This window comes from bacterium (assembly GCA_035703895.1).
Lineage (GTDB): Bacteria > Sysuimicrobiota > Sysuimicrobiia > Sysuimicrobiales > Segetimicrobiaceae > Segetimicrobium.
In genome coordinates this window covers 1-22438 of sequence record DASSXJ010000011.1, presented here as the reverse complement: position 1 = coordinate 22438, position 22438 = coordinate 1, and the positions used below count along the sequence as shown (strand labels likewise).

18 protein-coding genes are annotated in these 22438 nt (G+C 67.2%); 10 read left to right on the top strand and 8 right to left on the bottom strand.

Annotation, left to right across the window (positions count from 1 at the left end):
* Window positions 1-15 precede the first annotated feature (15 nt).
* The 8 genes from VFP86_00790 to VFP86_00755 all read right to left on the bottom strand — a co-directional run bounded on the left by VFP86_00790 (window position 16) and on the right by VFP86_00755 (window position 8326).
* On the bottom strand, window positions 16-783 hold the full coding sequence (locus VFP86_00790) for a serine protease (GenBank protein ID HET8998160.1): 768 nt from the start codon (window positions 781-783) through the stop codon (window positions 16-18).
* Between the two features lie 12 nt (window positions 784-795).
* Window positions 796-1818 carry a DNA polymerase III subunit delta' gene (gene holB, locus VFP86_00785; GenBank protein HET8998159.1) on the bottom strand — a complete coding sequence of 341 codons (1023 nt, stop codon included), beginning with the start codon at window positions 1816-1818 and terminating at the stop codon, window positions 796-798.
* Window positions 1819-1824: 6 nt separating this feature from the next.
* Entirely contained in the window at window positions 1825-2154 is a 330-nt protein-coding gene (locus tag VFP86_00780; GenBank protein ID HET8998158.1) for a cyclic-di-AMP receptor, read from the bottom strand.
* Complete coding sequence (tmk, locus tag VFP86_00775) at window positions 2151-2804, bottom strand: dTMP kinase (GenBank protein ID HET8998157.1); 654 nt, start codon at window positions 2802-2804, stop codon at window positions 2151-2153. The genes VFP86_00780 and tmk overlap by 4 nt, the downstream gene beginning before the upstream one ends.
* Window positions 2805-2859: 55 nt before the next feature.
* Window positions 2860-4383 (bottom strand): R3H domain-containing nucleic acid-binding protein, encoded by a 1524-nt coding sequence (locus VFP86_00770; protein ID HET8998156.1) that lies wholly within the window; start codon window positions 4381-4383, stop codon window positions 2860-2862.
* 196 nt (window positions 4384-4579) lie between these two features.
* Complete coding sequence (locus tag VFP86_00765) at window positions 4580-5770, bottom strand: class I SAM-dependent rRNA methyltransferase (GenBank protein HET8998155.1); 1191 nt, start codon at window positions 5768-5770, stop codon at window positions 4580-4582.
* Between the two features lie 35 nt (window positions 5771-5805).
* Complete coding sequence (locus VFP86_00760; protein ID HET8998154.1) at window positions 5806-7056, bottom strand: endonuclease Q family protein; 1251 nt, start codon at window positions 7054-7056, stop codon at window positions 5806-5808.
* Between the two features lie 52 nt (window positions 7057-7108).
* Window positions 7109-8326, bottom strand: a complete 1218-nt coding sequence (locus VFP86_00755; GenBank protein HET8998153.1) for an NAD(P)/FAD-dependent oxidoreductase — start codon at window positions 8324-8326, stop codon at window positions 7109-7111.
* Between the two features lie 77 nt (window positions 8327-8403).
* On the opposite strand from VFP86_00755, the gene VFP86_00750 reads away from it, so the two are divergent.
* From VFP86_00750 to VFP86_00705, 10 genes are all read left to right on the top strand, one after another.
* The gene (locus tag VFP86_00750) at window positions 8404-9945 is read left to right on the top strand and encodes a hypothetical protein (GenBank protein HET8998152.1); all 1542 of its coding nucleotides are present in this window, start codon (window positions 8404-8406) and stop codon (window positions 9943-9945) included.
* A gap of 25 nt (window positions 9946-9970) precedes the next feature.
* On the top strand, window positions 9971-10510 hold the full coding sequence (locus VFP86_00745) for a DUF192 domain-containing protein (GenBank protein ID HET8998151.1): 540 nt from the start codon (window positions 9971-9973) through the stop codon (window positions 10508-10510).
* A 230-nt stretch (window positions 10511-10740) separates the two neighbouring features.
* On the top strand, window positions 10741-13119 hold the full coding sequence (locus VFP86_00740) for a sodium-translocating pyrophosphatase (protein HET8998150.1): 2379 nt from the start codon (window positions 10741-10743) through the stop codon (window positions 13117-13119).
* Window positions 13116-14801, top strand: coding sequence for a GAF domain-containing protein (locus VFP86_00735; protein ID HET8998149.1), 1686 nt, complete (start codon window positions 13116-13118; stop codon window positions 14799-14801). The genes VFP86_00740 and VFP86_00735 overlap by 4 nt, the downstream gene beginning before the upstream one ends.
* A 3-nt stretch (window positions 14802-14804) precedes the next feature.
* A complete protein-coding gene (locus VFP86_00730) occupies window positions 14805-16583 on the top strand; it encodes a response regulator (GenBank protein ID HET8998148.1) in 1779 nt (592 codons plus the stop codon).
* A 55-nt stretch (window positions 16584-16638) separates the two neighbouring features.
* On the top strand, window positions 16639-17112 hold the full coding sequence (locus VFP86_00725; protein ID HET8998147.1) for a DinB family protein: 474 nt from the start codon (window positions 16639-16641) through the stop codon (window positions 17110-17112).
* 28 nt (window positions 17113-17140) lie between these two features.
* Window positions 17141-17506, top strand: coding sequence for a TfoX/Sxy family protein (locus VFP86_00720; protein HET8998146.1), 366 nt, complete (start codon window positions 17141-17143; stop codon window positions 17504-17506).
* A gap of 204 nt (window positions 17507-17710) precedes the next feature.
* Window positions 17711-19153, top strand: a complete 1443-nt coding sequence (glnA, locus tag VFP86_00715) for a type I glutamate--ammonia ligase (GenBank protein HET8998145.1) — start codon at window positions 17711-17713, stop codon at window positions 19151-19153.
* A gap of 173 nt (window positions 19154-19326) precedes the next feature.
* A complete protein-coding gene (locus tag VFP86_00710; protein ID HET8998144.1) occupies window positions 19327-21108 on the top strand; it encodes an NAD+ synthase in 1782 nt (593 codons plus the stop codon).
* A 63-nt stretch (window positions 21109-21171) separates the two neighbouring features.
* Window positions 21172-22074 (top strand): prohibitin family protein, encoded by a 903-nt coding sequence (locus VFP86_00705; protein ID HET8998143.1) that lies wholly within the window; start codon window positions 21172-21174, stop codon window positions 22072-22074.
* Window positions 22075-22438 lie beyond the last annotated feature (364 nt).

Genomic DNA, 22438 nt, shown 5'->3' with positions numbered 1-22438 from the left:
CGGGCCGCACACCGGCTAGAGACAGGGGACGTGGAACGCGGTGTTGCTGATCGCCATTCCGATGTTCGCATCGGTCACGGAGTACCACGTCCACATCCCGATGACCTGATCCTGGGGGTTGAGGACGGGAGATCCGCTGTTGCCGGGCTCCATAGGGCCCGTGAAATCGACGCCGAAGATCTCGGTCCCATCGATGGTGTGGTCGATCCCGAGCACCTGTCCCGTCGCGGTCCATCGGGGCGGACCCGGGAAGAGGTGGCCGAAGCCGATCACCCGGACCTGGTCGCCGGAGCTCGGACGGCCGGAGACGGGCAGAAACGGAAACTGCGGCAGGCCGTCGCGGTGGGCGGTCACGCTGAGCAGCCGCTGGCCGCCCGGCAGCAACAAGCGCCACCGCGCGAACGGAAATGCCGACGGAACGAGCCTGATCTTGGCGATGTCGCGGCCGGGGTGGACGTTCAGGCCGGGATTCGTCGGATCGTGCCCGAGCCGGCTCGCGCACACGATCGACGCCGAATAAAACTCCTGGTTGACGACGGCAAGCAGCTGGTACCGCGCCGGCTCGCGCTGCGCTAGATAGACGACGTGGCTGTTCGTCAGTGCGGTGCCGTCGCCGGCAATGAAAAAGGCGGTGCCGTACACCGCGCTCTGGTACGACCCGTTATTCCGGGCGACGACCTGCAACAGGAACACGGCGCGTTCCGGATCGTCCGCCCCGACAACCGGCGTTCCACAGAAGATGAGAACGGCTGCGATCACGGCGATGGACGAGAGAACGCGCACCGACAATCCTCTTTATGCTGCGGGATGTCCCGCCGCCGCTCCCATCTGGGTGAACAGGGTTTCCAGGACGAGCCTCGGGTTGATGTTTCGGCGCAGGGCGGCCTTCGCCTGCTCGATCGCGTCCATCGTCCGCGTGAGGTCTTCGGGACGGGCCCGCCGGGCCCGTTCGACCACCTTCCCGCGCTGATCCAGATTGGTCAGGAGCGCCGGATCCCCCACCACCTGCCAGACCGCAAGATCGCGATACCATAGGAGGGCGATATCGAGCCACCGCTCGATCTCGTCCTTCTGCTTCGCGACCGCCTCCGCGGCATCCAGGCCGGCGATCACATCTCCGCCTTCGACCGCGTCAAGGGTCCGAAGGACGTCCTGCCGTCGGGCAAACGCGTCCTCCCCGGCCCGCGCGGCCTCGAGAGCGGCACCCACCCTGCCGCCCGCCATCGCGGCGAGGAAGCGGGCCCGTTCGGCCGGCACCCCGGCTCGGGCCGCGAGCGCGTCCGCGATCTCTTTGGCGGACACGAGCGTGAAGCGCACCACCTGCGCACGAGAGACAAGGGTCGGCAGAAGCGCCTCGGTGGACTCCGAGAGCAGAATGATCACGATGCTCGCAGGGGGCTCCTCCAGCACCTTGAGGAGGCTGTTGGCCGCCTCCGCCCGCATCTGTTCGGTGTCTTCAATGATGAAGATCTTCCACGGTCCCTCGTAGGGGGGATACGCCGCTTCGCGCTTGAGGTCCCGGACCTGATCGATGGCGACGGCGCGGCGTTCCGCTCCGGTCTCGGTCCGCCCCGGCGCGATGATCCGGAGATCGGGGTGCGTGCCGCTCACGACCTTCCGGCAAGGTCCGCACACGCCGCACGCGTCACTGCCCCCGGCCGTGCACAACAAGGCCTGCGCGAAGGCCCGGGCCGCCGCCAGCCGTCCCACCCCGACCGGGCCGACAAAGAGATACGCATGAGACACCTTCCGGCTCTCGAGCGCGCGCTTGAGGACGAGGCGCGCGTGGTGTTGCCCGATGAGGTCGCGAAACGGCACCGGGACCTAGATCTTGACCATCCGTTCGACGTCGATGACAAACACGACGGCACCGCCGACCTGCACCTTGACCGGCGCAGAGATGTACGAGTCGACCGGCTCCACGACCGGCGGCAGGGGGCTCACGAGTTGCTCCCGTACGTGGCAGGTCCGTTGAATGACCGCGAGCACCGCCTCGACCTTGCTCTCGTCGGTGCCGATCAGGACCGTCGCGTTGCCCTCGCGGAGGAACCCGCCCGTGCTTGCCAGCTTTGTCGCCTGGAACTCCGCAGCCACGAGCGCCTCCATCAGCGCGCGCGTGTCCTTGTCCTGTACGATCGCTAGGATCAGCTTCATCGGGACCCCTCCTGGCCGAGCCCCTCTCCGCGGCCGCGCAGGATCTGCGCCACCGCCTCCTGGATCGCCCGCTGCACCGCGGTCACCGACCCGCGGGCATCGATCACCTTAATTCGAAGGGGGTCTTTCTGGGCTAGGGAAAGAAACCCTTCTCGCACCCGCTGGTGGAAGACGAGGACCTCCTGCTCCATCCGGTCGCCCGCGGCGCGCGCCCCGGTCTCCGCTCGGGCCCGCGTGAGCCCCGTGGCGACGTCGATGTCGAGCAGCAACGTGAGGTCCGGATAGACCCCGGCCGTCGCGACGGCGTTGACGGTCCGTACCGGCTCGACCCCGATCCCCCGGGCGATGCCCTGGTAGGCGAGGGACGCATCCACATACCGGTCGCACACCACGTCCCGGCCCGCTTGGAGCGCGGGCGCGATGATCTGCGCCACGAGTTGGGCCCGGGACGCCGCGAACAGGAGCATCTCTGCCCGCGCGTCCATCTCCCCCCGCCGGGGATCGAGCAGCAGGGCGCGGATCTGCTCGCCGATCGGAGTCCCTCCGGGCTCGCGGACGCACACCACCTCGCGGCCGCTGTGCCGGAGGTGGTCGGCCAGAAGGCCGGTCTGTGTGGTCTTCCCGGCGCCCTCGGGGCCTTCCAGCGTGATGAAGATCCCCGCTCTGGAGTCGGGATGGGGCGCCGCCGCGGCGTTCCTGGGGGCCCTACTGAGGATAGATCACCACCCGCCGGAACGGGTCCGTGCCTTTACTTTCGGAGAGGAGGCCGTACCGCTGAATGAACTGGTGCTGCATCCGGCGCACATACGAGTTCTGGGGAGTGAGCTCCACGGGCTGAGCCGAGGCCATCACCTCGGAGATCGCATCCTCGACCTCCCGCAGCGCCACCTCGTCGGGGTCGTGGCGGTCGTCGACCCGGAAGATCCCCCGGAGCACCGCTTCGATCTGCGAGACCGTGTTGCTCTTGATGATGTGCATGGGAAGCCCACGGGTGCCGGCCTCGCGGAGCCGCTTGGGCTGACGCTTCTCTTGTGATTTGAGGGTGAGCAGCAGATCGGCCTCGGACAGCGTGTTCGCGATGTCGGCCGGGACGCGCAGCTCCCGGATGGCCCGCTCGAGTCGGTTCCGGCTCACCGCGTACGGGTAGATCCGGACAATCTTGTGCGGGGGGCGCCCGACGAGCGCGTGGCCATCGGTGGCCGGTGGGGCCGCCCCCTCACCGTCGGTGCTGATCCGCACCTCACCCTCCGCGGTCCGCGTACGGATCTCGGCTCGCGGCATATCTCCCCGCAGGAACCGGTCCACCACGTGAGCCACATCGTGGTGCACCGCGAGCCGGTCTTGCTCCTGGATCTCGATGACGACCTCAAACGTGGGCGGGGCCTTGCGCTCCAAGACCGTCTTCTGGGTGCCCCGCCGGCGGGCTTCCTCGTCGCCGAGCGTCACCGCCTGGATCCCCCCGACCAGGTCGCACAGGGTGGGGTTCTGCAGGAGGTTGTCGAGCGTGTTGCCGTGCGCGGTGGCGATGAGCTGCACGCCGCGCTCCGCGATCGTGCGGGCCGCCAGCGCCTCCGCTTCGGTGCCGATCTCATCGATGACGATGACCTCCGGCATGTGGTTTTCCACGGCCTCGATCATGACCGCGTGCTGGAGCTCCGGGTATGGAACCTGCATCCGGCGCGCGCGCCCGATCCCCGGATGCGGGATGTCCCCGTCGCCGGCGATCTCGTTGCTGGTATCCACCACCACGACGCGCTTGCCGATCTCATCGGAGAGGACGCGGGCGGCCTCCCGGAGCAGCGTCGTCTTGCCGACCCCGGGCCGCCCGACCAGCAGCGCGCTCTGCCCGGATTCGATCACGTCCCGGACGATGTCAACCGTGCCGAACACGGCGCGGCCAACGCGACAGGTCAGCCCGATGATCTCGCCGACGCGGTTGCGGATCGCCGAGATCCGGTGGAGGGTCCGCTCGATCCCGGCCCGGTTGTCCTTGCCGAACGTCCCCACCCGGCTGATCACGAACTGCATCTCGTCCCGGCTGACGAACGCCTCCGACAGCCGCACGGCTCGTCCGGGGAACCGGGCTTCGGGCTCGCGCCCAAGGTCGAGCACGACCTCCAGGAGCTCATCCAGGGTTGGCTGCTGTTCGACGGCGTCGCGGATCTGCGGAGGCAGGACGCCCAGGAGCACGTCGAGGTTATCGGTAATGTGGACCTGCTGGCCGACCACCCGTAATCACCTCAGCTGAAATCAGGCTCAAACACAAAGGAGGAGAATCCGGCACACGGATCTCCTCCCGCGCCTACCCACAGTGATATGTCTGGAACATTTCTCCTTCCATTATAGACGCCCCACGGGCGGCCCGCAACCAACTGGGACAGAGACCACGGGCGCGCCCGGCCTCGAGGCCCAGACCGGGCGCGTCTCACTCCACCGCGATGATCAGACACTTGAGATACCGGGTCTCCGGCATCGCTGGGTGAACGGGATGGTCCCCCGCCTGGGAACGGCTCTCGACGATCCTGATCCTCCTCCTCGCATCCCGCGCGGCGTCCCATACCACCGCCGTCAGGGTAGCCTCATCCACGTGATACGAGCATGAACACGTGACCAACCAGCCGTTTGGGCGCAGTACCTTGAGCGCGCGCAGGTTTATCTCTTTATACCCTCCGAGGCCCTGCGCGAGCGCGGAGCGGGTCTTCACAAACGCAGGGGGATCGAGGATCGCCAGATCGAACGCAGGGCCGGCCGACGCGAGACGCCGCAGCCCGTCGAAGGCGTTCTCCTGGAGCCAGCGGCAGCGATCGCCGCACCCGTTGCGGGCGGCGTTCTCCCCGGCCAGCGCGGCCGCGGTGTCCGAGATCTCGATCCCGGTGACCGCGGCCGCCCCACGCCGTGCGGCCCGGATGCCCCAGGCTCCCGTGTAGGCGAAGCAGTCCAAGATGTCCAGCCCGGCGGCGAGGCCCGCGATCCGCGTCCTGTTCTCGCGCTGGTCGAGAAAGAACCCTGTCTTCTGCCCCTCCGCGATATCCACCATGAACCGGCTCTCGCCTTCCTCGATCTCGACCCTGGTCGATCCACTTCCCGTGACCCACCCGGACTCTTTCGGGAGGCCCTCGAGCCGCCGGACGGCCGGATCGTTGCGGGCATAAACGCCTCGTGGCCCGACCATGTCCGTGAGCAGACGCACCAGGAGGTCTTTCCGCCGATCCATCCCGAGGGTCAGGGTCTGGACGACGAGGAGATCGGCGTAGCGGTCGACGATCAGCCCCGGGAGGTAGTCCCCCTCGCTGTACACGAGACGACAGGCTCCCGCGGGGGGGACCAGCCGTGTGCGCAGAGAAATCGCGCGGCTTAGACCGTCCGCCAGAAATCCTTCGTCGATCTCGCGGTCTTCACGCGTGAGGAGGCGCACCGCAATCGCCGAGCGGGTATTGAGGAACCCGGTGCCGAGATGGCGGCCGGAGGCTGCGCGCACCGCCACGGCGTCTCCCTCTTCGGGATCCCCCTCGATCCGGGCGATCTCGGTCCGATACAGCCAGAGGTGCCCGGCGCGAAGTCTCGCGTCGTGGCCCGGGCGGACAAATACCGTCGGCCGCGGCGGGCGCGCCCTGATCCGGCCGGTCCCCTGCGTGCGGTCGACCCGGGGGGTCAGAACAGGCTGGTCTGCGCCGGCTGCGCTTCCTCCACTCGGCGTTCCTCCGCCTCGCCGCCGAAGATGCGAATCTCACCGAACACGCCGTCGTATCCCGGGCGGATCTGCACCCGGCCGTCGCGGACCCGGCGCAGCCCTTCCACCAGGCGAGGACGCGCGTGCCGGGCGACCTCGTCCAGGGGGACGTCCATCAGGATGGCGAACTCGTTGCCGAGCGCGGAGGTGAGCGCGAGATACTCCTCGCGCACCGCCGAGCTGCCGGGTTGAGAGCCGAGCGCTTCCCCGATGATCTCTTCGAGCGGGATCAGGTGGCGGAACGGCACCCGGCCCGGCATGGCCGAGCCATCTTCCCGGCTCGCCAGCGCCTCGACCCGGGACATCACCCCCACCGTGAGCGGCTTTCCGCACACGGGACAGCGACCACGCGCGGTACGGGTCTCGCGGGGCGAGAGCCGCTGGTTGCACACCCGATGCCCGTCAAAGTGATACTTCCCTTCCTCGGGAAAGAACTCGAGCGTCTCCAGGAATTTCGAGGTGTCGCCCCGCCGCAGGATACCGAGGATCTCCCCGTAGTCGAGCTCGCAGTCGAACACATTGGCCTCGCGTCCGAGCTTCGCCGGCGAGTGCGCGTCGGAGTTGCTCACGAGCATCACCGAGTCCAGTTCCCCGATCCGCCAGTTCATGGGGGGGTCACTCGAGAGCCCGGTTTCCACCGCATGGATGTGGCGCGCCTGGTCGCCGAAGCACTCCCGGAGCGAGTCGAACCCGGAGTTGCTGCCGTACAAGGAGAACCACGGCGTCCAGACATGGGCCGGGATCACCATGCACTCCGGCGAGATTTCCATGACGTACTCAACGAGCTTGTCGCTCGGCAGCGAGAGTGTGGGACGCCCGTCGGCCATCAAGCTGCCGAATCGTCCCAGGACGGCGTTGATGCGGTCTACAACCTCAAGGGAGGGGGCAAGAATGATGTTGTGAATCTTGCGGAGCCGGCCGCCCTGCGGGTAGATATTGCTCACCTCGCTGGTGAGCATGAAATGCTGGGCGCCGCAGGTGTACAGGCCGCGCCCGTTGGAACGTAGTTTCGCGCGGAGTTCGCGCAGCCACACCGGATGGGTAAAGTCCCCCGTGCCCACAACAGTGATACCCTTGAGACCGCACCATCGTGTGAGGGTTTCGACGTCCATCTCTCGGCTGGTTGCGCGGCTGAACTTGGAGTGGAGGTGAAGGTCGGCGATGATGCGCATAGGAGAGGATTCGTGTCGCCCGACGCGTATCCTCCCGTGCCGCGCGATTCGGTCAGAGCTGCGTCAGCATACCGTGGAGCAGCGCCTTCGCGACCACCGGAACGAGCGCGGGTCGCCGCACCCCGGCGGCGCCCAGGCCGAGCAGGAGCGGGAAGAAGAGCCGGGATTGAAACTGCGTGTCGCCCGCGCGCTCGACACTCAGCCTGAGCTGGGGGCTCTCCGCGATCGCCCCCAGGAGCGCGTCGAGGTCGGCGTCCGACAGGTGATTGATCGCCCGCCGGCCGAACGCCGTGAACGAGACCTCGCGCCCAAACCGGCTCCGCCACCGCCGTTCGTACTCCGCCGTGGCCTTCCGGTCGCCCCCGACATAGCGGGCCGCGATCTCGCCGGCGATGCGCCCGGCGATCATCGCGTAGTAGATCCCGCCGCCGGACGTCGCCTTGACCTGACCCGCCGCGTCGCCGACGATGACGAACCCGCCCGCGTCGACCGGTCGTCGCAGCCCGAGGAGCGCGATCCGGCCGGCGACCTTCTCTTCGACGGTCGCTCCGGCGAGCCGGCTGTGCAGCGCCGGGTGCGTGGCGATGAAGCGCTCGAGATACCAGATCGGAGCGCGCCGGGCGATCCGCGGATCGACGCACAACCCCACGCGGGCGCGGTCGCGGCCGACCGGCATCAGCCACGCGAAAAACCCCGGGGCGAGATCGCGGCCGAAGAACACCTCGGGGGTATCCGGGTCAATCCCCCCCACCCCGCGCATGTGATACTGGAGGCCCATCGCGTACCGGCGCGGGAGCCGGACGCCCAGCGTTGCGGGCAACCGGGGGGCCGCGCCTTCGGCGTCGATGAGCAGACGGCACGACGCCTCCGTGAACCGGCCGCCCCTGGTGCCGGACACGACCATGCCGGCGTGATTACGCCGCGCCGCGGTGATGCGGACGCCCGTCATCACCTCCGCCCCCGCGGCGGCGGCGCGGCCGGCGAGCCACCGATCGAATGCCACCCGATCGACGACGTAGGAATCCACGCTGGCGCGGCGGACCCGCACCGACACGCCGCCGGGGGAGTGAAACACCGCCGCGCTGACTGCGTTGATCGCCAGATGCCGGGGGATCTCGAACTCGGCGAAGGCGTGATGCGACAGCTTCCCGGTGCAGTGGCTCGGAACGCCGATGGTGGAATGTTCCTCCACGAGCAACGTCCGGAGGCCCCCACGAGCCGCGGCACGGGCCGCTTCCGCTCCCGCGGGGCCGGCACCGACCACGATCACGTCGTACGCTCTCACGGGAGATTGGGGGTTCGAGGGCACCCTGGGGATTCCCTTCGCCGTTTTGCTCGTTGTGGCTCATGATGACGACGCTCCGCTGTGTGGCCGCGTTCGTGCTCGCAAGCCTCTGTGCGGCGCCCGCAGGGAACGCGGTGTTTGCGCAGCCTGCCGCCGTGACGCGAACCCTGGTCGATGTGCCCGGGGCCGCCGAACCGCACACGCCGCCGCAATACAACCGGGGGCGGGCCTTTCGCTACGCGCTCGACGGCGCGGGCGCTCCATCGATCGTCCTCGTGCTGATCCCGGGCCTCAACTCGGGACCGAACACGATGGACCTCATCGCTCAAGCCCTCCTCACCGGGCACGGCCCGGGACTCGAGATCTGGATCACCGCCCCGCGGCCGACCCTCTTGCAGGACAGGCGGGGCATCGCGGCGGCGCTCGCCTACCGACATCCGGACTTCGCGCTCGGCTATTATTATGGTTCGCTCGAGATCGACGGGCGAAGGTTCCAGCTGGTCAAAGGGCCGGAGATCCCGTATATGGCCTACTGGGGCCTGGACGTGCACCTGCGTGACATCGATGCGACCATCCGCGAGATCCGCACCCGGTATCCCGCTGTCCGAGTCGTACTCGGGGGCCACTCCCTCGGCGGGATCCTGGCCGCCACGTACGCCGGGTATGATTTTGCCGCGACCCCGGGATCCCCAACGTCCCCTGCACCGGCCCCGGAGATCGGCGCCGGGCGTCTCGTAGGCCTGCTGTTCCTCGATGGGCTCCCGGTCCGGGTGCCGCTCCATCTGACGCGGGATCAGTACCTGCACGGCCTTCGGGTTCCGTTCTTCGGCCGCATCCCCGGCATCGACGCCCTGACCGATGCCGATCCCAAGCGGCGGCCCGCGCCTTTTACCAAGACGCGGAATCTGGCTCGGACACAGGACAGCATCCTCCTCGACGTCCTGAGCGTCTACGCGTACCTCCGACCCAAGGCGGCGAGTTATTTCCCTTTCCCCCCCCGGCGCGGGCTCCGGATCACGAATGAAGCGCTCGTCGCCGCCATCTTCTCGGACGAGATGCAACCCGACAGGCTGATCCGGGCCAACGTGGAGCGGCCCATCGGCGTCTTCGCGAGGTTCCCGGACCCCACGAACATCAACCGCCGCGGGCTCCTCGATCTGCACAGCGGATACCCGGCGCCCGGCGAGTCCCTCATTCGCCTCCCCGAGGGAGCGTCGACCCCCCGCCCTCGGGTCTCGATCCAGAAGCTCCTGTCGGCCATTCTCCTCCCAGGGGGAGACTTTACGGAGTGGTACTTTCCCTGGCGGATCGTGCTGGATCTCGGGCTCGCGTCCACGCTAGCGCCGAGCGATGCGTTTGCGCAGCAGTACATGAGCCTGACCCACGTCGGCGACACCGCGCTCCCGATGCTGATCATCGGCGCCGGAGGGGGATTGGTCCGCTCCGCGCGGGAGACCGAGTTCTACCGGACCCGTGTCGCGACCCCGCCCGATCGCGTCACGATCAAGATCTTCCCGGAGCTCTCCCACCTGGACGTCGAGGATGCGGATCCGAACCCGGCGGTTCCTCTGATTCTCACCTGGCTCAACTCCGTGGTACACTAACCACCGGGAGAAGCGAGTGGGGCACATGCGAACGGCGGTTTGGATGCTGGCGGTGGTAGCGGCCGCGGCCCTGGCGCTGGCGGGCGGAGGAGCGCTGCCGGCGGGGGCATCCGCCTGCTCGGTCCCCCTCTTTGCCTATCGTGGCGGAACCGTCATCATGACCGATGGCGGACACGTCGCGCGCATTCGGGTGCAAATCGCCGACACTCCCGACCGCCAGGAGGTCGGGTTGATGTGCCGCAACATCTTGGATCCCGATTCGGGGATGCTGTTCGTCTTTCCCACGCCGGTGCGCGAATCGTTCTGGATGAAGAACACCTTGATCCCTCTGGCCATTGCGTTCATCGACTCCAATTGGCACATCGTGCGGATAATGGAGATGCCGGTGGCTGCCGACCCCACCTCGGACGACCCGAGCAAGTTTCCCCTGTACGATCCTCATCTGCCCTTCCGGTACGCGCTCGAGGTAAATTCGGGGTTCTTCAGGACCCACGAGATCTCGGAGCATGCCCAGCTCCGGTTCGTCCAGGAGACGAGCGGCTTCTTCTTGCCGCAGCGCCTCTGAGAGACCGGTTCCTCCCAAGGAACGGGAAACCGGGGCTCCAACCTGCAATTAGAGGCATCTAACGGCAAAACCCTTGCGTTTTCGACCTCATCCTTTTGATTTCTACTTGAATCACCGGTGTGTGCCTGCTATGATGGGGACGCCCCAACAGCGATAATCCATAATAGGGAGCGGCCTTCTTCGGACGCGCCAGAGGGGGATATCCGAAGAGATCGTAAGGAGGATCGTGCATGAGCGAATCGGGTATCGCCCTTCCGGCCTTCGGCGGGCTCGAGTCGACGCTGCTTTGGCTCGTTTTCGGCGCCGGAGCCTGTGCGCTGGCCTATGGGTGGTGGCTCATTCGCCGGGTCCTCCGCCGCAGCCCGGGCCCGGCATCGATGCAGGCGGTCGCGGCGGCCATCCAGGAAGGCGCCGAAGCGTACCTGGGCCGGCAGTTCCGCACCATGTCGCTATTCATCCTGGTCATCACCGTCACGCTCTATGTACTCTATCGCCCGATCTACTCGAACCCCATCCTCGCCGTGGGTGTGGCCCTCGCGTTCCTAGGGGGATGTCTGGCCTCCTACGGTGCGGGCTTCGTGGGCATGAACCTCGCCGTCCGGGGGAACGTCCGAACGGCGTTCGGAGCGACCCGTGGATTCAAGGAAGCGCTCGAGACGGCCTTCCAGGCCGGCACCGTCTCCGGGATGTTCACCGTGGGCCTCGGGCTGCTCGGCGCCACCGCGATCTTTGTCCTGTTCAGAGGCGACGCGACGCGCGTCCTCGTCGGCTTCGGATTCGGCGGATCGCTCGTCGCTTCGTTCATGCGGATCGGCGGGGGGATCTATACTAAAACGGCCGATGTCGGCGCCGACCTGGTGGGCAAAGTCGAAGTCGGCATTCCCGAAGATGATCCCCGCAACCCCGCGACGATCGCGGACAACGTCGGTGACAACGTGGGGGACTGCGCGGGTATGGCGGCCGACGTGTTCGAGTCCTACGAAGTAACGCTGGTTGCCGCGATCATTCTCGGCGCGGGGACGCTGCTCGATCCGCATTTTCGGTCCTTGTACGGCCCGCACGCATCGGCGTTTGCCCTCAAGCTCATCCTGTTCCCGCTACTCGTTCAGGGCGTGGGCGTGTTTGCGTCCATTCTGGGGACCTGGTTCGTTCGGGCGAAAGACGAGGAGATCCGGGATCCGATGCAGCCGATCAACATCGGCCTCTGGGTCTCCGCCGCGGCGTCCGTGGCCGGTTTCGCGGCGGTCAACGCCCTCTATCTGACCGACCCCAACACCGGCGCACCGGACTGGCGGTTCTCCTTCGCCACGCTCACGGGTCTCCTGCTCGCCCTCGTGATCAAGTGGCTCACCGACCAGTTCACCAATCCAAACCTCCGGCCCGTCACCGAGATGGCGTACTCGACGAAGACCGGCCCCGCGACGTTCCTCCTGTCGGGGTTGGGATTCGGCCTGGAGTCCTCCGTCTGGGCGATCCTCGCGGTCGCCGCGACCATCCTCGCGTCGTTCACGATCTTCCAGGGCGATGTCGCGCTGGCCGGATATGGGGTCGCGCTGGCCGGACTCGGTCTGCTGAGCGTCACGGGTTACATCCTGGCGATGGACACGTTCGGGCCGATCGTCGATAACGCCAACGGGATCGTGGAGATGTCCCGAGCGGCGGGCGACGACGATCTCGCCACACGGATCGTCGCCCAGCTCGACCAGGCCGGCAACACAACGAAGGCGCTCACCAAGGGCTTTGCCATCGCCACCGCCGTGATCGCCGCGACGGCGCTGTTCCGGTCGTACGTGGATCAGGCTCATCTCGGTGCGTCGCTGGAGAGCCTCCGCCAGGCCGTGGGCGTGGGTGGGACGGCCGCCGCGGCCGCGCTCGATCGGGTGGGCATCCAGGTCAACCTCCCGTTGATCTTCATCGGCCTCCTGATCGGCGGGGCGGTTCCCTTCCTCGTCTCGGCGTTCCTCATCCGGGCGGTGGGTCGATCCGCGTTCGAGGTCGTCGAGGAGGTCCGCCGGCAGTTCCGCGAGATCCCGGGGATCATGGAGGGCAAGGCCAAGCCCGAGTACGACCGGTGCGTGGACATCGTCACCCGGGCCGCGCAGCGGGAACTGCTCTCGCCGGCCGTGATCGCGATCGCCGCCCCCCTCGTCGTCGGGTTCGGCCTTGGGGTCGCACCGCTCGGAGGCTTCCTGACCGGGGCGATTCTCACCGGCCAGCTGCTCGCCGTGTTTATGGCGAACACCGGCGGAGCCTGGGACAATGCCAAAAAGAAAATCGAGGATGGATTCCTCGGGGGCAAGGGCACCGAGTACCACAAAGCCGGCGTCATCGGCGACACCGTGGGAGACCCGCTCAAGGATACCGCGGGGCCGGCGCTCAATCCGCTGATCAAGGTGATGAACCTGGTGAGCCTCCTCGTCGCGCCCGTGGTGATCTCCCCGCTGGGCTGGGGGGTCCGCGCAGTGGTCGTCGTGGTGGGGCTGGTGCTCATGGCCGGGGCGGTCGCGAGGAACCGCCGCAGTTCGGTCGCGCCCCAGGATCTGGAGGCGGCGGCCCGGATGCCGGCCCGGACGGGAGACCCGGTGGTGCACACCGGCAGGTTGCGGTGAAGAGAGGGCCGCGGACACCCGCACCACCCTCGCCCCCGGCCCCGACGCCGGACGCGCGCGAGCAGCTGGCCCGGAAAGCCGCCGAGATCTCCGCCCTACGCGAGATCAGCCGGGCGATCAGCGCCGCCACCGACCTGGATACCACGCTCACCTTAATCACCCGCAGGACCGCGGACGTCATGCGGATGGACAGTTGCTCCATCTATCTCCTCGACGCGCAGCGGGAATACCTCGTCCTCAAAGCCACCACCGGGCTGGCCCCAGAAGCCGTCGGCCACTCCCGGCTGCGGGTGGGGGAGGGGCTGACTGGATGGGCGGCCGAGCACGGCCAAGCGGTCGCGTCGACCAACGCCGCCGCGGATCCCCGGTTCAAATATTTGCCGGAGACTCGTGAAACGCTCTTCCAGTCATTGCTGGCCGTCCCTCTGTCGACCGGCGGGAAGATCCTCGGCGCTATCAACGTGCAAACCACGGGCACGCATGAATACACCGAGGACGAGGTTGAGCTCCTCAGCATCATCAGCGACATGGCGAGCGGAGCGCTGGAGAAAGCTCGGCTCTACGACAGCATGCGGCGTCAGATCATGGAGTTGAGCACGCTGGCGGAGGTCAGCGAGACGCTCACGTCGCCGCTCTACCTGGAGCAGATCCTGCGCCTTCTGGTAGAGATGGCGGCCCGTGTGTTCCACGCGCCGCTGTGTACCCTGCTGCTGCAGGACGGTGAGGAACTCGTGCTGGCCGCCTCCCATCCCGAGCACGCCGGGCCCCGCCCGCGCCAGACTCTGCGGCAGGGTGAGGGCCTGCCCGGCCTTGCCGTCGAATCGGGCCAACCGGTCATGAGCACCGATCTCGCGGCCGATCCCCGGTTTCACGCGCACGAGCTTCCGGGAGGCGCCTACACTCCCCACGTCCGCTCGATGCTGGCCGTCCCCCTCAGGGTCCGGGACCGCACCCTCGGCGTGGTGAACTGCTACACCGACCGGCGCCACGAATTCACCCAGGCGGAGACGAACCTCCTCCAGACGCTGGCGAACCAGACCGCGCTCGCCATTGAAAATGCCGGGCTCGTGGTCAAATCCGCGATGGTCCGCGAGATGCACCACCGCGTCAAGAACAACCTTCAGATGATCGCGATGCTCTTGCGGCTCCAGATCCGGGACGGCCGGGAAGTATCGGGCCGCGAGGTGCTCACCGAGACGATCAACAGGATCCTCAGTATCGCCGCGGTGCACGAGATTCTCGCGGCGGAAGGGCTGCGTCAGGTCGCGATCCGGGCGATGCTCGAGCGCGTCGTCCAGACGGTGACCCAGACGATGGCGCCTCCACACTTTGCGCTCGATGCGCGGATCGAGGGCGACGACTTCAGCCTGCCGAGCCAGCAGGCCACCTCGCTGGCCCTCGTGGTCAACGAACTGCTGCAAAACGCCATGGAGCACGCCTTTCCCGGACGATCGGCGGGGCGGGTGGTGATCACCTTGAGCGAAGGGCGGGAGGCCATCCGGGTCGAGGTGCGAGACGACGGCATCGGGCTGCCGGAGGGCTTCTCGCCGGGGCGCTCCGCCGATCTCGGCCTGCAGATCGTCCGGACCCTGGTGCAGGATGACCTCAAGGGTCAGCTGTCGCTCACCAACGTCCGTGGGGTCCGGGCGGTGATCACGATGCCGCGCCCTCAGGGGAGCTGAACCGTGGCCGACGCGATGCGCATTCTGATCGCCGACGACGAGCCCGTGATCCGGATGGGTCTTCGCACGATGCTCGAGGAGCACGGCTACAAGGTGGTCGGTGAGGCATCGGACGGCGAACAGGCGGTGACCTTGGCGGGGAAGACCTCTCCCGATCTGATCTTCATGGACATCAAGATGCCGGGGCTCGACGGCATCGCCGCGGCGTCCACGATCATGGCCCGAACGCCGAAACCGATCATCCTGCTGACGGCGTGGAGCGAGCGCGATCTCGTTCAGCGCGCCCAGGAGTCCGGGGTTCTGGCGTATCTCGTCAAGCCCGTGCGGGAGGCTGAGCTCATCCCGGTGATCGAGGTCGCGATGGCCCGGTTCCAGGAGCTCCGCGCGCTCCAGCATGAGGTCGGCACCCTCAAGGAGACCTTGGAGACCCGGAAGCTGGTGGAGCGGGCCAAAGGCATTTTGATGAAGCGCGAAGGGGTCGATGAGCCGGAAGCGTTTCTCCGGATCCAGCGGCAGAGCCGCAACACGAGGACGCCGATGCGCGAGATCGCCAAGGCGATCCTGGTCTCGGATGAGCTCCGCCAACACTCCGCCCCTCCCTCGGCCGGGCGGATCGACGCCCGCACGCCGGCGGATCTGCTACGGGTACTGTGCGCCGCCCGGGTATTCATCGGCGCGCCCGGGGCCCCGGACCTCTCGATCTCGGGCGCCGACCCTCTGGCATACCTCCCCCCACCCCCCGGCTACGACGTGACCCTCGAGGGATATGTCACGGGCAGGACGCAGGACGGAGAGTATGGATTGGGGATCGCCTTCGGCATCGCACCCGCGCCCGCCGTGGGCGAGGGCGAGATGGCCGTAGGATGCATCATTCAGAATGCACTCCGTCCCGGGGCGCTCGCCGCCGGGGGGACCGGTCACAGCGTGTACTCACATCTCCTGGATGAGGTGATCACCACCCAGCAGCGGGTCACGGTCACCGGTCAGCTTCGCCTGCTCCCCGATCACGCATCGGCCAGGCACCCCATCATCCCGCATCTCCTGGAGGTGCACCCGGTTCGGAGCGTCACCACGGAACGGGGGCTCACGTTCCCCCCGATCCCGCTCGATGCGCCCGGAGGCGAGGAGTGGGCCGAGATCGAGAGCGTCCACCGGATGCCCTTCGCGGACGCGCAGCCGCGAACGAAGATGGCGGTCACGGGGACGGTCATGACGTTTCGCGACGTCCCCCCGCTCGAGACCGCCTACGTGTACATGACCGGACGATTCTACGGAGGGCGAAGCCGGTTCGTGGAGGGCCGACCGTTCCTCTTCGCATTTGGGGACGCCGCCGGCCGCACCCGCATCACCGCGGTCACCATTCCCGGGACCCCCGCGTACGAGATGACCCGCCGGTGGTTGTCGACGCCCCCGTCGGGCGCGATCACGATCGTGGGTCTGCGCACGCTCTACCTCCCGGCGTTGTTCGCGCCCGGCGGCGGGAGGATCGAGGTGATCCTCTGCCCGGTATTCCGGATCTTCCCGGGCACCGTCAGGGGATCCTCGACGCCGGCCCCCACCGCCCGGTACGAACTCGTGCCCGTGGGCGGCGCCGTGCAGGCACGCGGGGATGGCGCGCGCCCGCCGGCGCGCGCGCGCGCGGCGCGAGCGGCGAAAAAGGGGACACGGACGCGCTCGACGCGGGCGGCCAAGGGCGCGTCGACACGGGCGCGGCGCTCGCCCCGGACGGTCCAGCGACGCCGGCGGCCTGTCGCCCGCATGCGCGGGCGGAAATCCCGGTAGCACACGGTACAGCGCGTTCGGTATTGCTGTAAGAGAACCCAAGGAGGCGGTCGTTGTGGAGAATCGGGACCTGATCCAGCATTCGCTCGGCGGCTCACACCAGGTCGTCAAGCTGATACTGAGCGAGATCTCAGAGGAAGAGGCGCGCCGGATGCCGAACACGATGCTCTCCCCGATCATATGGCAGGTCGGGCATCTGGCCGTCGCCAACTCGAACTTTGTCAAGCGAGTAGGCGTGACCTCAGCCACCACCCTGCCCGAGCGTTACCCCGTCCTCTTTAAAACCGGGACCGGCGGCGCGGCAGACTACCCGCCGCTCACCGAGGTGGTGCAAGCCTTCGACGACACCCACGAGGCCTTGATGCGCGTGGTCGCGGAGGCCAATTTGGATGCGCCAAACGAAGGGCCGCGCGGGTTTTGGAACAATGTGGCGGGGGCGTTTGCCTTCTCCAATGCCCACCGGTGGTATCACATCGGGAAGATGACGTCCCTGCGTGCGCTGCTCGGCAAGCCCAGGCTGTTCGGCTAATCGTCCCCGCCGGGGCGCCTGACCCGTCATGGGCTACGACGAGAAGACCGCCGCACGTGTGCGGCGGATCCTCTCCCGGCGGCGGGACGTCGTCGAGAAGAAGATGGTGGGCGGGCTGTCCTTCATGGTGAACGGCAGGATGTGCTGCGGCCTCACCAGCATTGCCTTTATGGTTCGCGTCGGACCCGACGCGTACAAGCGGGCGCTGGCACTGCCGCACGCGCGGCCGATGGAATTCGCCGGCCGTCCCCTGGCCGGCTTTGTGTACGTCGACCGCGCAGGCTACCGCACCGATGCGGCGCTCGCGAAATGGGTGCAGCGGGGCATCGCCTTCGTCTCGACGCTCCCGCCGAAACAGCCCGCGGTGGGGAGGCCTCGCCCAAGGCGTCGCTGAGGTAACCCCGCACGCAGATTCGCCAGCAAATATGCGGTCCCCAGAGCGGTTGACTTCGTCATGCTCGCATGGTATAAATCCTTCGAGTCTACAGCAGTTCCGAAAGGCCGAGATGCCTCTCGGGGCGCGGCGCGCGCCACGGGGGGCTTTTTGTGTGCCTTTAACCGGGCAACTCTGTCCCCGGCGGGACGCGGAGGTGGAGGAATGGCAGGCAAGGAGATGACGGCGCGCGAGATCGTAGCATATATCAAGGAACACGGCGTCAAGATGGTGGACCTGAAATTTGTCGACGTGCCGGGAACCTGGCAGCATGCAACCCTCCCAGCCAGCCAGGTGGACGAAAAGACGTTCATCCGGGGGATCGGGTTCGACGGGAGCAGCATCCGCGGCTTCCAGGCGATCCAGGAGAGCGACATGCTCCTGATGCCCGACCCGGCGACGGCGCGGCCGGATCCCTTCTGCACGATCCCGACCCTGTCCGTCATCTGCAACGTGAACGACCCGATCGCGCAGAAGCCCTACACGCGGGACCCGCGCCACGTGGCTCAGAAGGCCGAGGAATATCTTAAGACATCCGGCGTGGCCGATACATCGTACTTCGGGCCCGAGGCCGAGTTCTTCGTGTTCAGCAACGTGCAGTACGAGGTCCTGCCGCACCGGATGGGCTACAGCATCGATTCGCAGGAGGCGACCTGGAACAGCGGGCAGCCGGGCTTGGGGAACCGCATGCGCGTGAAGGAAGGCTACTTCCCCGTGCCGCCGGCCGACATCCACCTCGATCTCCGAAGCGAGATGGTCCTGGAGATGGAGAATTGGGGCATCGAGGTGGAGATGCAGCACCATGAGGTGGGGCACGCCGGGCAGGGCGAGATCGACATGAAGTACAACACCCTCACCCGGATGGCGGACAGCCTGCTCAGCTACAAATACATCGTCAAGAACGTCGCGCGGCGCCACGGGCTGACGGCGACGTTCATGCCGAAGCCCCTCTTCGGCGACAACGGCACCGGCATGCACACCCACATCAGCCTCTGGAAGGGCGGCCAGAACGTCTTCTACCGCGAGGGCGGATACGCCGAGCTCAGCCAGGACGCGCTCTATTACATCGGCGGGCTGCTCACCCATGTCGACGCGCTCCTGGGGCTGTGCGCGTGCACCACGAACTCGTACCGGCGGCTGGTCCCCCACTACGAGGCGCCGGTCAACATCGCATTCAGCCAGCGGAACCGGAGCGCCGCAGTCCGGATTCCCATGTACTTCTCTGGCCCCGCCGCGGCGGCGAGCAAGCGAGTCGAGTTCCGGTGTCCCGACGCGACCTGCAACCCGTATCTGGCCTTCGCCGCGATGCTGATGGCCGGGTTGGACGGCATCAAGCGCAAGATCGATCCGGTCAAGGCCGGGTTCGGCCCGCTCGACAAGAACACGTACGAGCTGGCGCCGGAAGAAGCCGCCAAGATCAAGAGCGTCCCCGGGTCTCTCGGTGCCGCGCTCGCCGCCCTCGAGGCCGACCACGAGTTCCTGCTGGAGGGCGACGTGTTCACCCGTGACCTGCTCGACACCTGGCTCGACTACAAACGCACGAAGGAGCTGCATGAGGTCAACATCCGGCCGGTCCCGTACGAGTTCTTCTTGTACTACGACGTCTGAGACCGAGCCGCGAATGGGACTAGGGCCCCGCCGGACGGCGGGGCTCTCGCCTTTATCCTGGAACGCCGATCCTCCGCCGGCCCGAGCCGGCGCACCCGAGGGTCTGCCTGACCCCCAAAGGGGGCATCGGCTATAATAGAGTGGCCGAGACTTCGGCTGCCGGTGAGCATACGATGACGACGCGGTTTCGGATCGCGATGGCGCAGATCAACACGACCGTCGGTGACTTCGAGGGCAACACCCGGAAGATCATCGAGCGGCTCGGAGAAGCCCAGGGGTTGGGGGCCGACGTCGTCTCATTTCCGGAACTCGCGATCACGGGGTACCCTCCCGAAGACCTCCTGATCAAATCGGACTTCATCAGCGAGAATCTGTCTTGCCTTGACGAAATCGCGCGACACGCCGAGAGCACCGCGGCGGTCGTGGGATTCGTCGACTCCGGAGACCACCTCTACAATGCCGCCGCGGTCCTGTCCGAACGCCGCATCGCCGGCGTGTACCGGAAGATGCGGCTGCCCAACTACGGCGTCTTCGACGAGAAGCGGTACTTTCAACCAGGGACCGAATCTCCCGTGTACGTCATCCACGGCGTGCCGGTCGCCGTGAACATCTGCGAGGACATCTGGGCGCCGGGCGGCCCGCTGCTGGCCCAGGCGCTCGCCGGCGCGCTCGTCGCCATCAATATCAACGGCTCTCCCTACTGCGCCGGCAAGTGGCGCGTCCGCGAGGAGATGCTCAAGACCCGGGCGCGCGATTATGCGATCGCGATCGCGTACAACAACCTCGTCGGCGGCCAAGATGAATTGTTGTTCGACGGGCTCGGCGTGATCGTCGATGCCACCGGAGGCGTGATCGGCCGCGGGCCTGCGTTCGAGGAGGCGTTGGTCACCGTCGATTTGGACATCGACGCAATCCGCGGGATCCGGCGGTACAACCCGATCCGGACTCCTGATGCGCTGCAGAGCGAGGGGGTGCGTGCCCCCGTGTTCACCCTCTCCCGCGACGGCCGGGCTGCGCACGCGGAGCCTGGGGCGTCGCGGGCGGGATCCCCGGTACTGGAGCCGCCGGACGAGGTCGAAGAAGTGTACCGGGCCCTCGTGCTGGGCACCCGCGACTACGTGCGCAAGAACGGCCTGCGCACCGTGGTGCTGGGGTTGAGCGGGGGCGTTGATTCCTCGCTCGTCGCGTGCGTTGCGGCGGATGCCCTCGGGCCGGAGGCGGTCAAGGGAGTGACGCTGCCGTCCCGGTTCACGTCGGAGGCGAGCCGCCGCTACGCGCAGGATCTCGCGCACGCGCTGGGGATCGAGCTCCTCGAGCTGCCGATCGATCCTGCGGTGGCCGCCTACGAGCAGATCCTGGCGAAATCCTTCGCCGGCCGCCCGCCGGGCGTCGCGGAGGAGAACCTGCAGGCGCGCGCGCGCGGCAACCTGCTGATGGCGTTGTCCAACAAACTGGGCTGGCTCGTGCTCACGACGGGCAACAAGAGCGAGATGAGCGTCGGGTATGCCACCCTCTACGGGGACATGGCCGGCGGCTTCGCGGTCATCAAGGACGTGCCGAAGACGCTGGTGTACCGGCTGGCGCGGTGGCGGAACGCCCGGGAAGGCCGGCCGGTCATCCCCCAGGGCGTCCTCGATCGCGCCCCGACCGCGGAGCTGCGGGAGAACCAGACCGACCAGGATATGCTGCCACCCTACGACGTGCTCGATCCGATCCTCCGGCTCTACGTCGAAGACGACCGGTCCGCGGAAGAGATCGCGGCCCTCGGGTACGATGCCGGCACGGTGGCCCGCGTGATCGCCATGGTGGATCACAGCGAGTACAAACGCCGCCAGGCCCCGCCCGGCATCAGGATCACGCCGAAAGCGTTCGGGAAAGACCGGCGGCTTCCCATCACGAACTGGTACCGCGGCCGGCGCGCCGCGGAGTCTCCGACCCGACCCGCGGCGCGGTAACCGGCCCCGGTCTGACCGGCTGTTCAGCCGGCCGGGGGCGGATGTGACAAAGGGGGGAAGGCAATGGGGACATTGAAATTGGTTCTCGGATTGGTGTCGGTGGGATTGGCCGCGCTGATTATTCTGGCAGGATTACGGCGAGATACTCACGGCAACATCCTTGGTCCCGCTCCGGCCTCCGTGGTGTTGGCGGTGCTGCTCGTCCTCGCCGGCTTCACCCTCGATGAGGCATTTGGGCAGGTCGCCGCAGGGTACCGCGGCGTGGTCCTCCGCTTTGGCGCCCCCACAGGCGAAGTGAAAGAGCCCGGACTCTATATGATTCCGCCGTGGATCGAAACGGTCGTGTCCATGAACGTCCAGATCCAGGCCTATCACGCGGAAGCCATTGAGGCCGCCTCGGCCGATCTGCAGGACGTCCATACCAGCGTGACCGTGAACTATCAGATCGATCCCGCCCGCGTGGTGGAAGTCTACACAAACTTGAGAAACGATGCGGAGACCCGGATTCTTTCTCCGAACGTGCAGGAAACGATCAAGTCCACCACCGCCAAGTTCACCGCGCAGCAACTCATTCAAGAACGCCCCGTGGTGAAAAGCACGGCGGACAAAACCCTCGCCGCCCGCGTCGAACCGTTCGGGCTGCGGATCGATGCCACGAGCATCACGCAGTTTCAATTCTCGCAGTCCTTTACCACCGCGATCGAGGGTAAGGTCGCGGCCGAGCAGAACGCGCTCACGGCCCAACGGAATCTCGAGCGGGTCAAGTTTGAGGCCCAACAGCAGATCGAACTAGCCCGGGCGCAGGCCCAAGCCCTCACTCTCCAGAAGACCGCCGTGACCCCGGAATTGGTCGCCCTCCGGCGCATCGAGGCTCAACTCAAGGCCGTGGACAAATGGGACGGCCATATGCCGAACGTAGTGACGGGCAGCGGTCCGGTACCGCTGCTAGATGTCTTCGGGAAGTGAGATAGAGTCGAGACGGCATTGCGATAGACCCACGACCGTTCCGCCACCTCGGTTGACGGGTTTTCCGCTCCTCCCGTACAATGAGCGGGCGGAGGAATCTCATGGCCTTGTCCGGGATACTCCCGCTGCTGTCGCGCAGGCGGGAGTTTCTCTACGTTTGCGAACAACTTGAGCGAAGGAAACGCCCGTGGGTGGCCGGCCCGAGCGGTGCCGCGAAGGCGCTGGTCCTCGCCGGCCTCATCACGCGCTTCGAGGGGCAGGCCCCCGCGTGGCTCATCCTGACCTCCGGCCGCGATCAGGCGGAACGGCTGGCCGACGACCTCGCGGTCTTCCTCCCTCCGGCGGCGGGGGCGGTACACCTCCT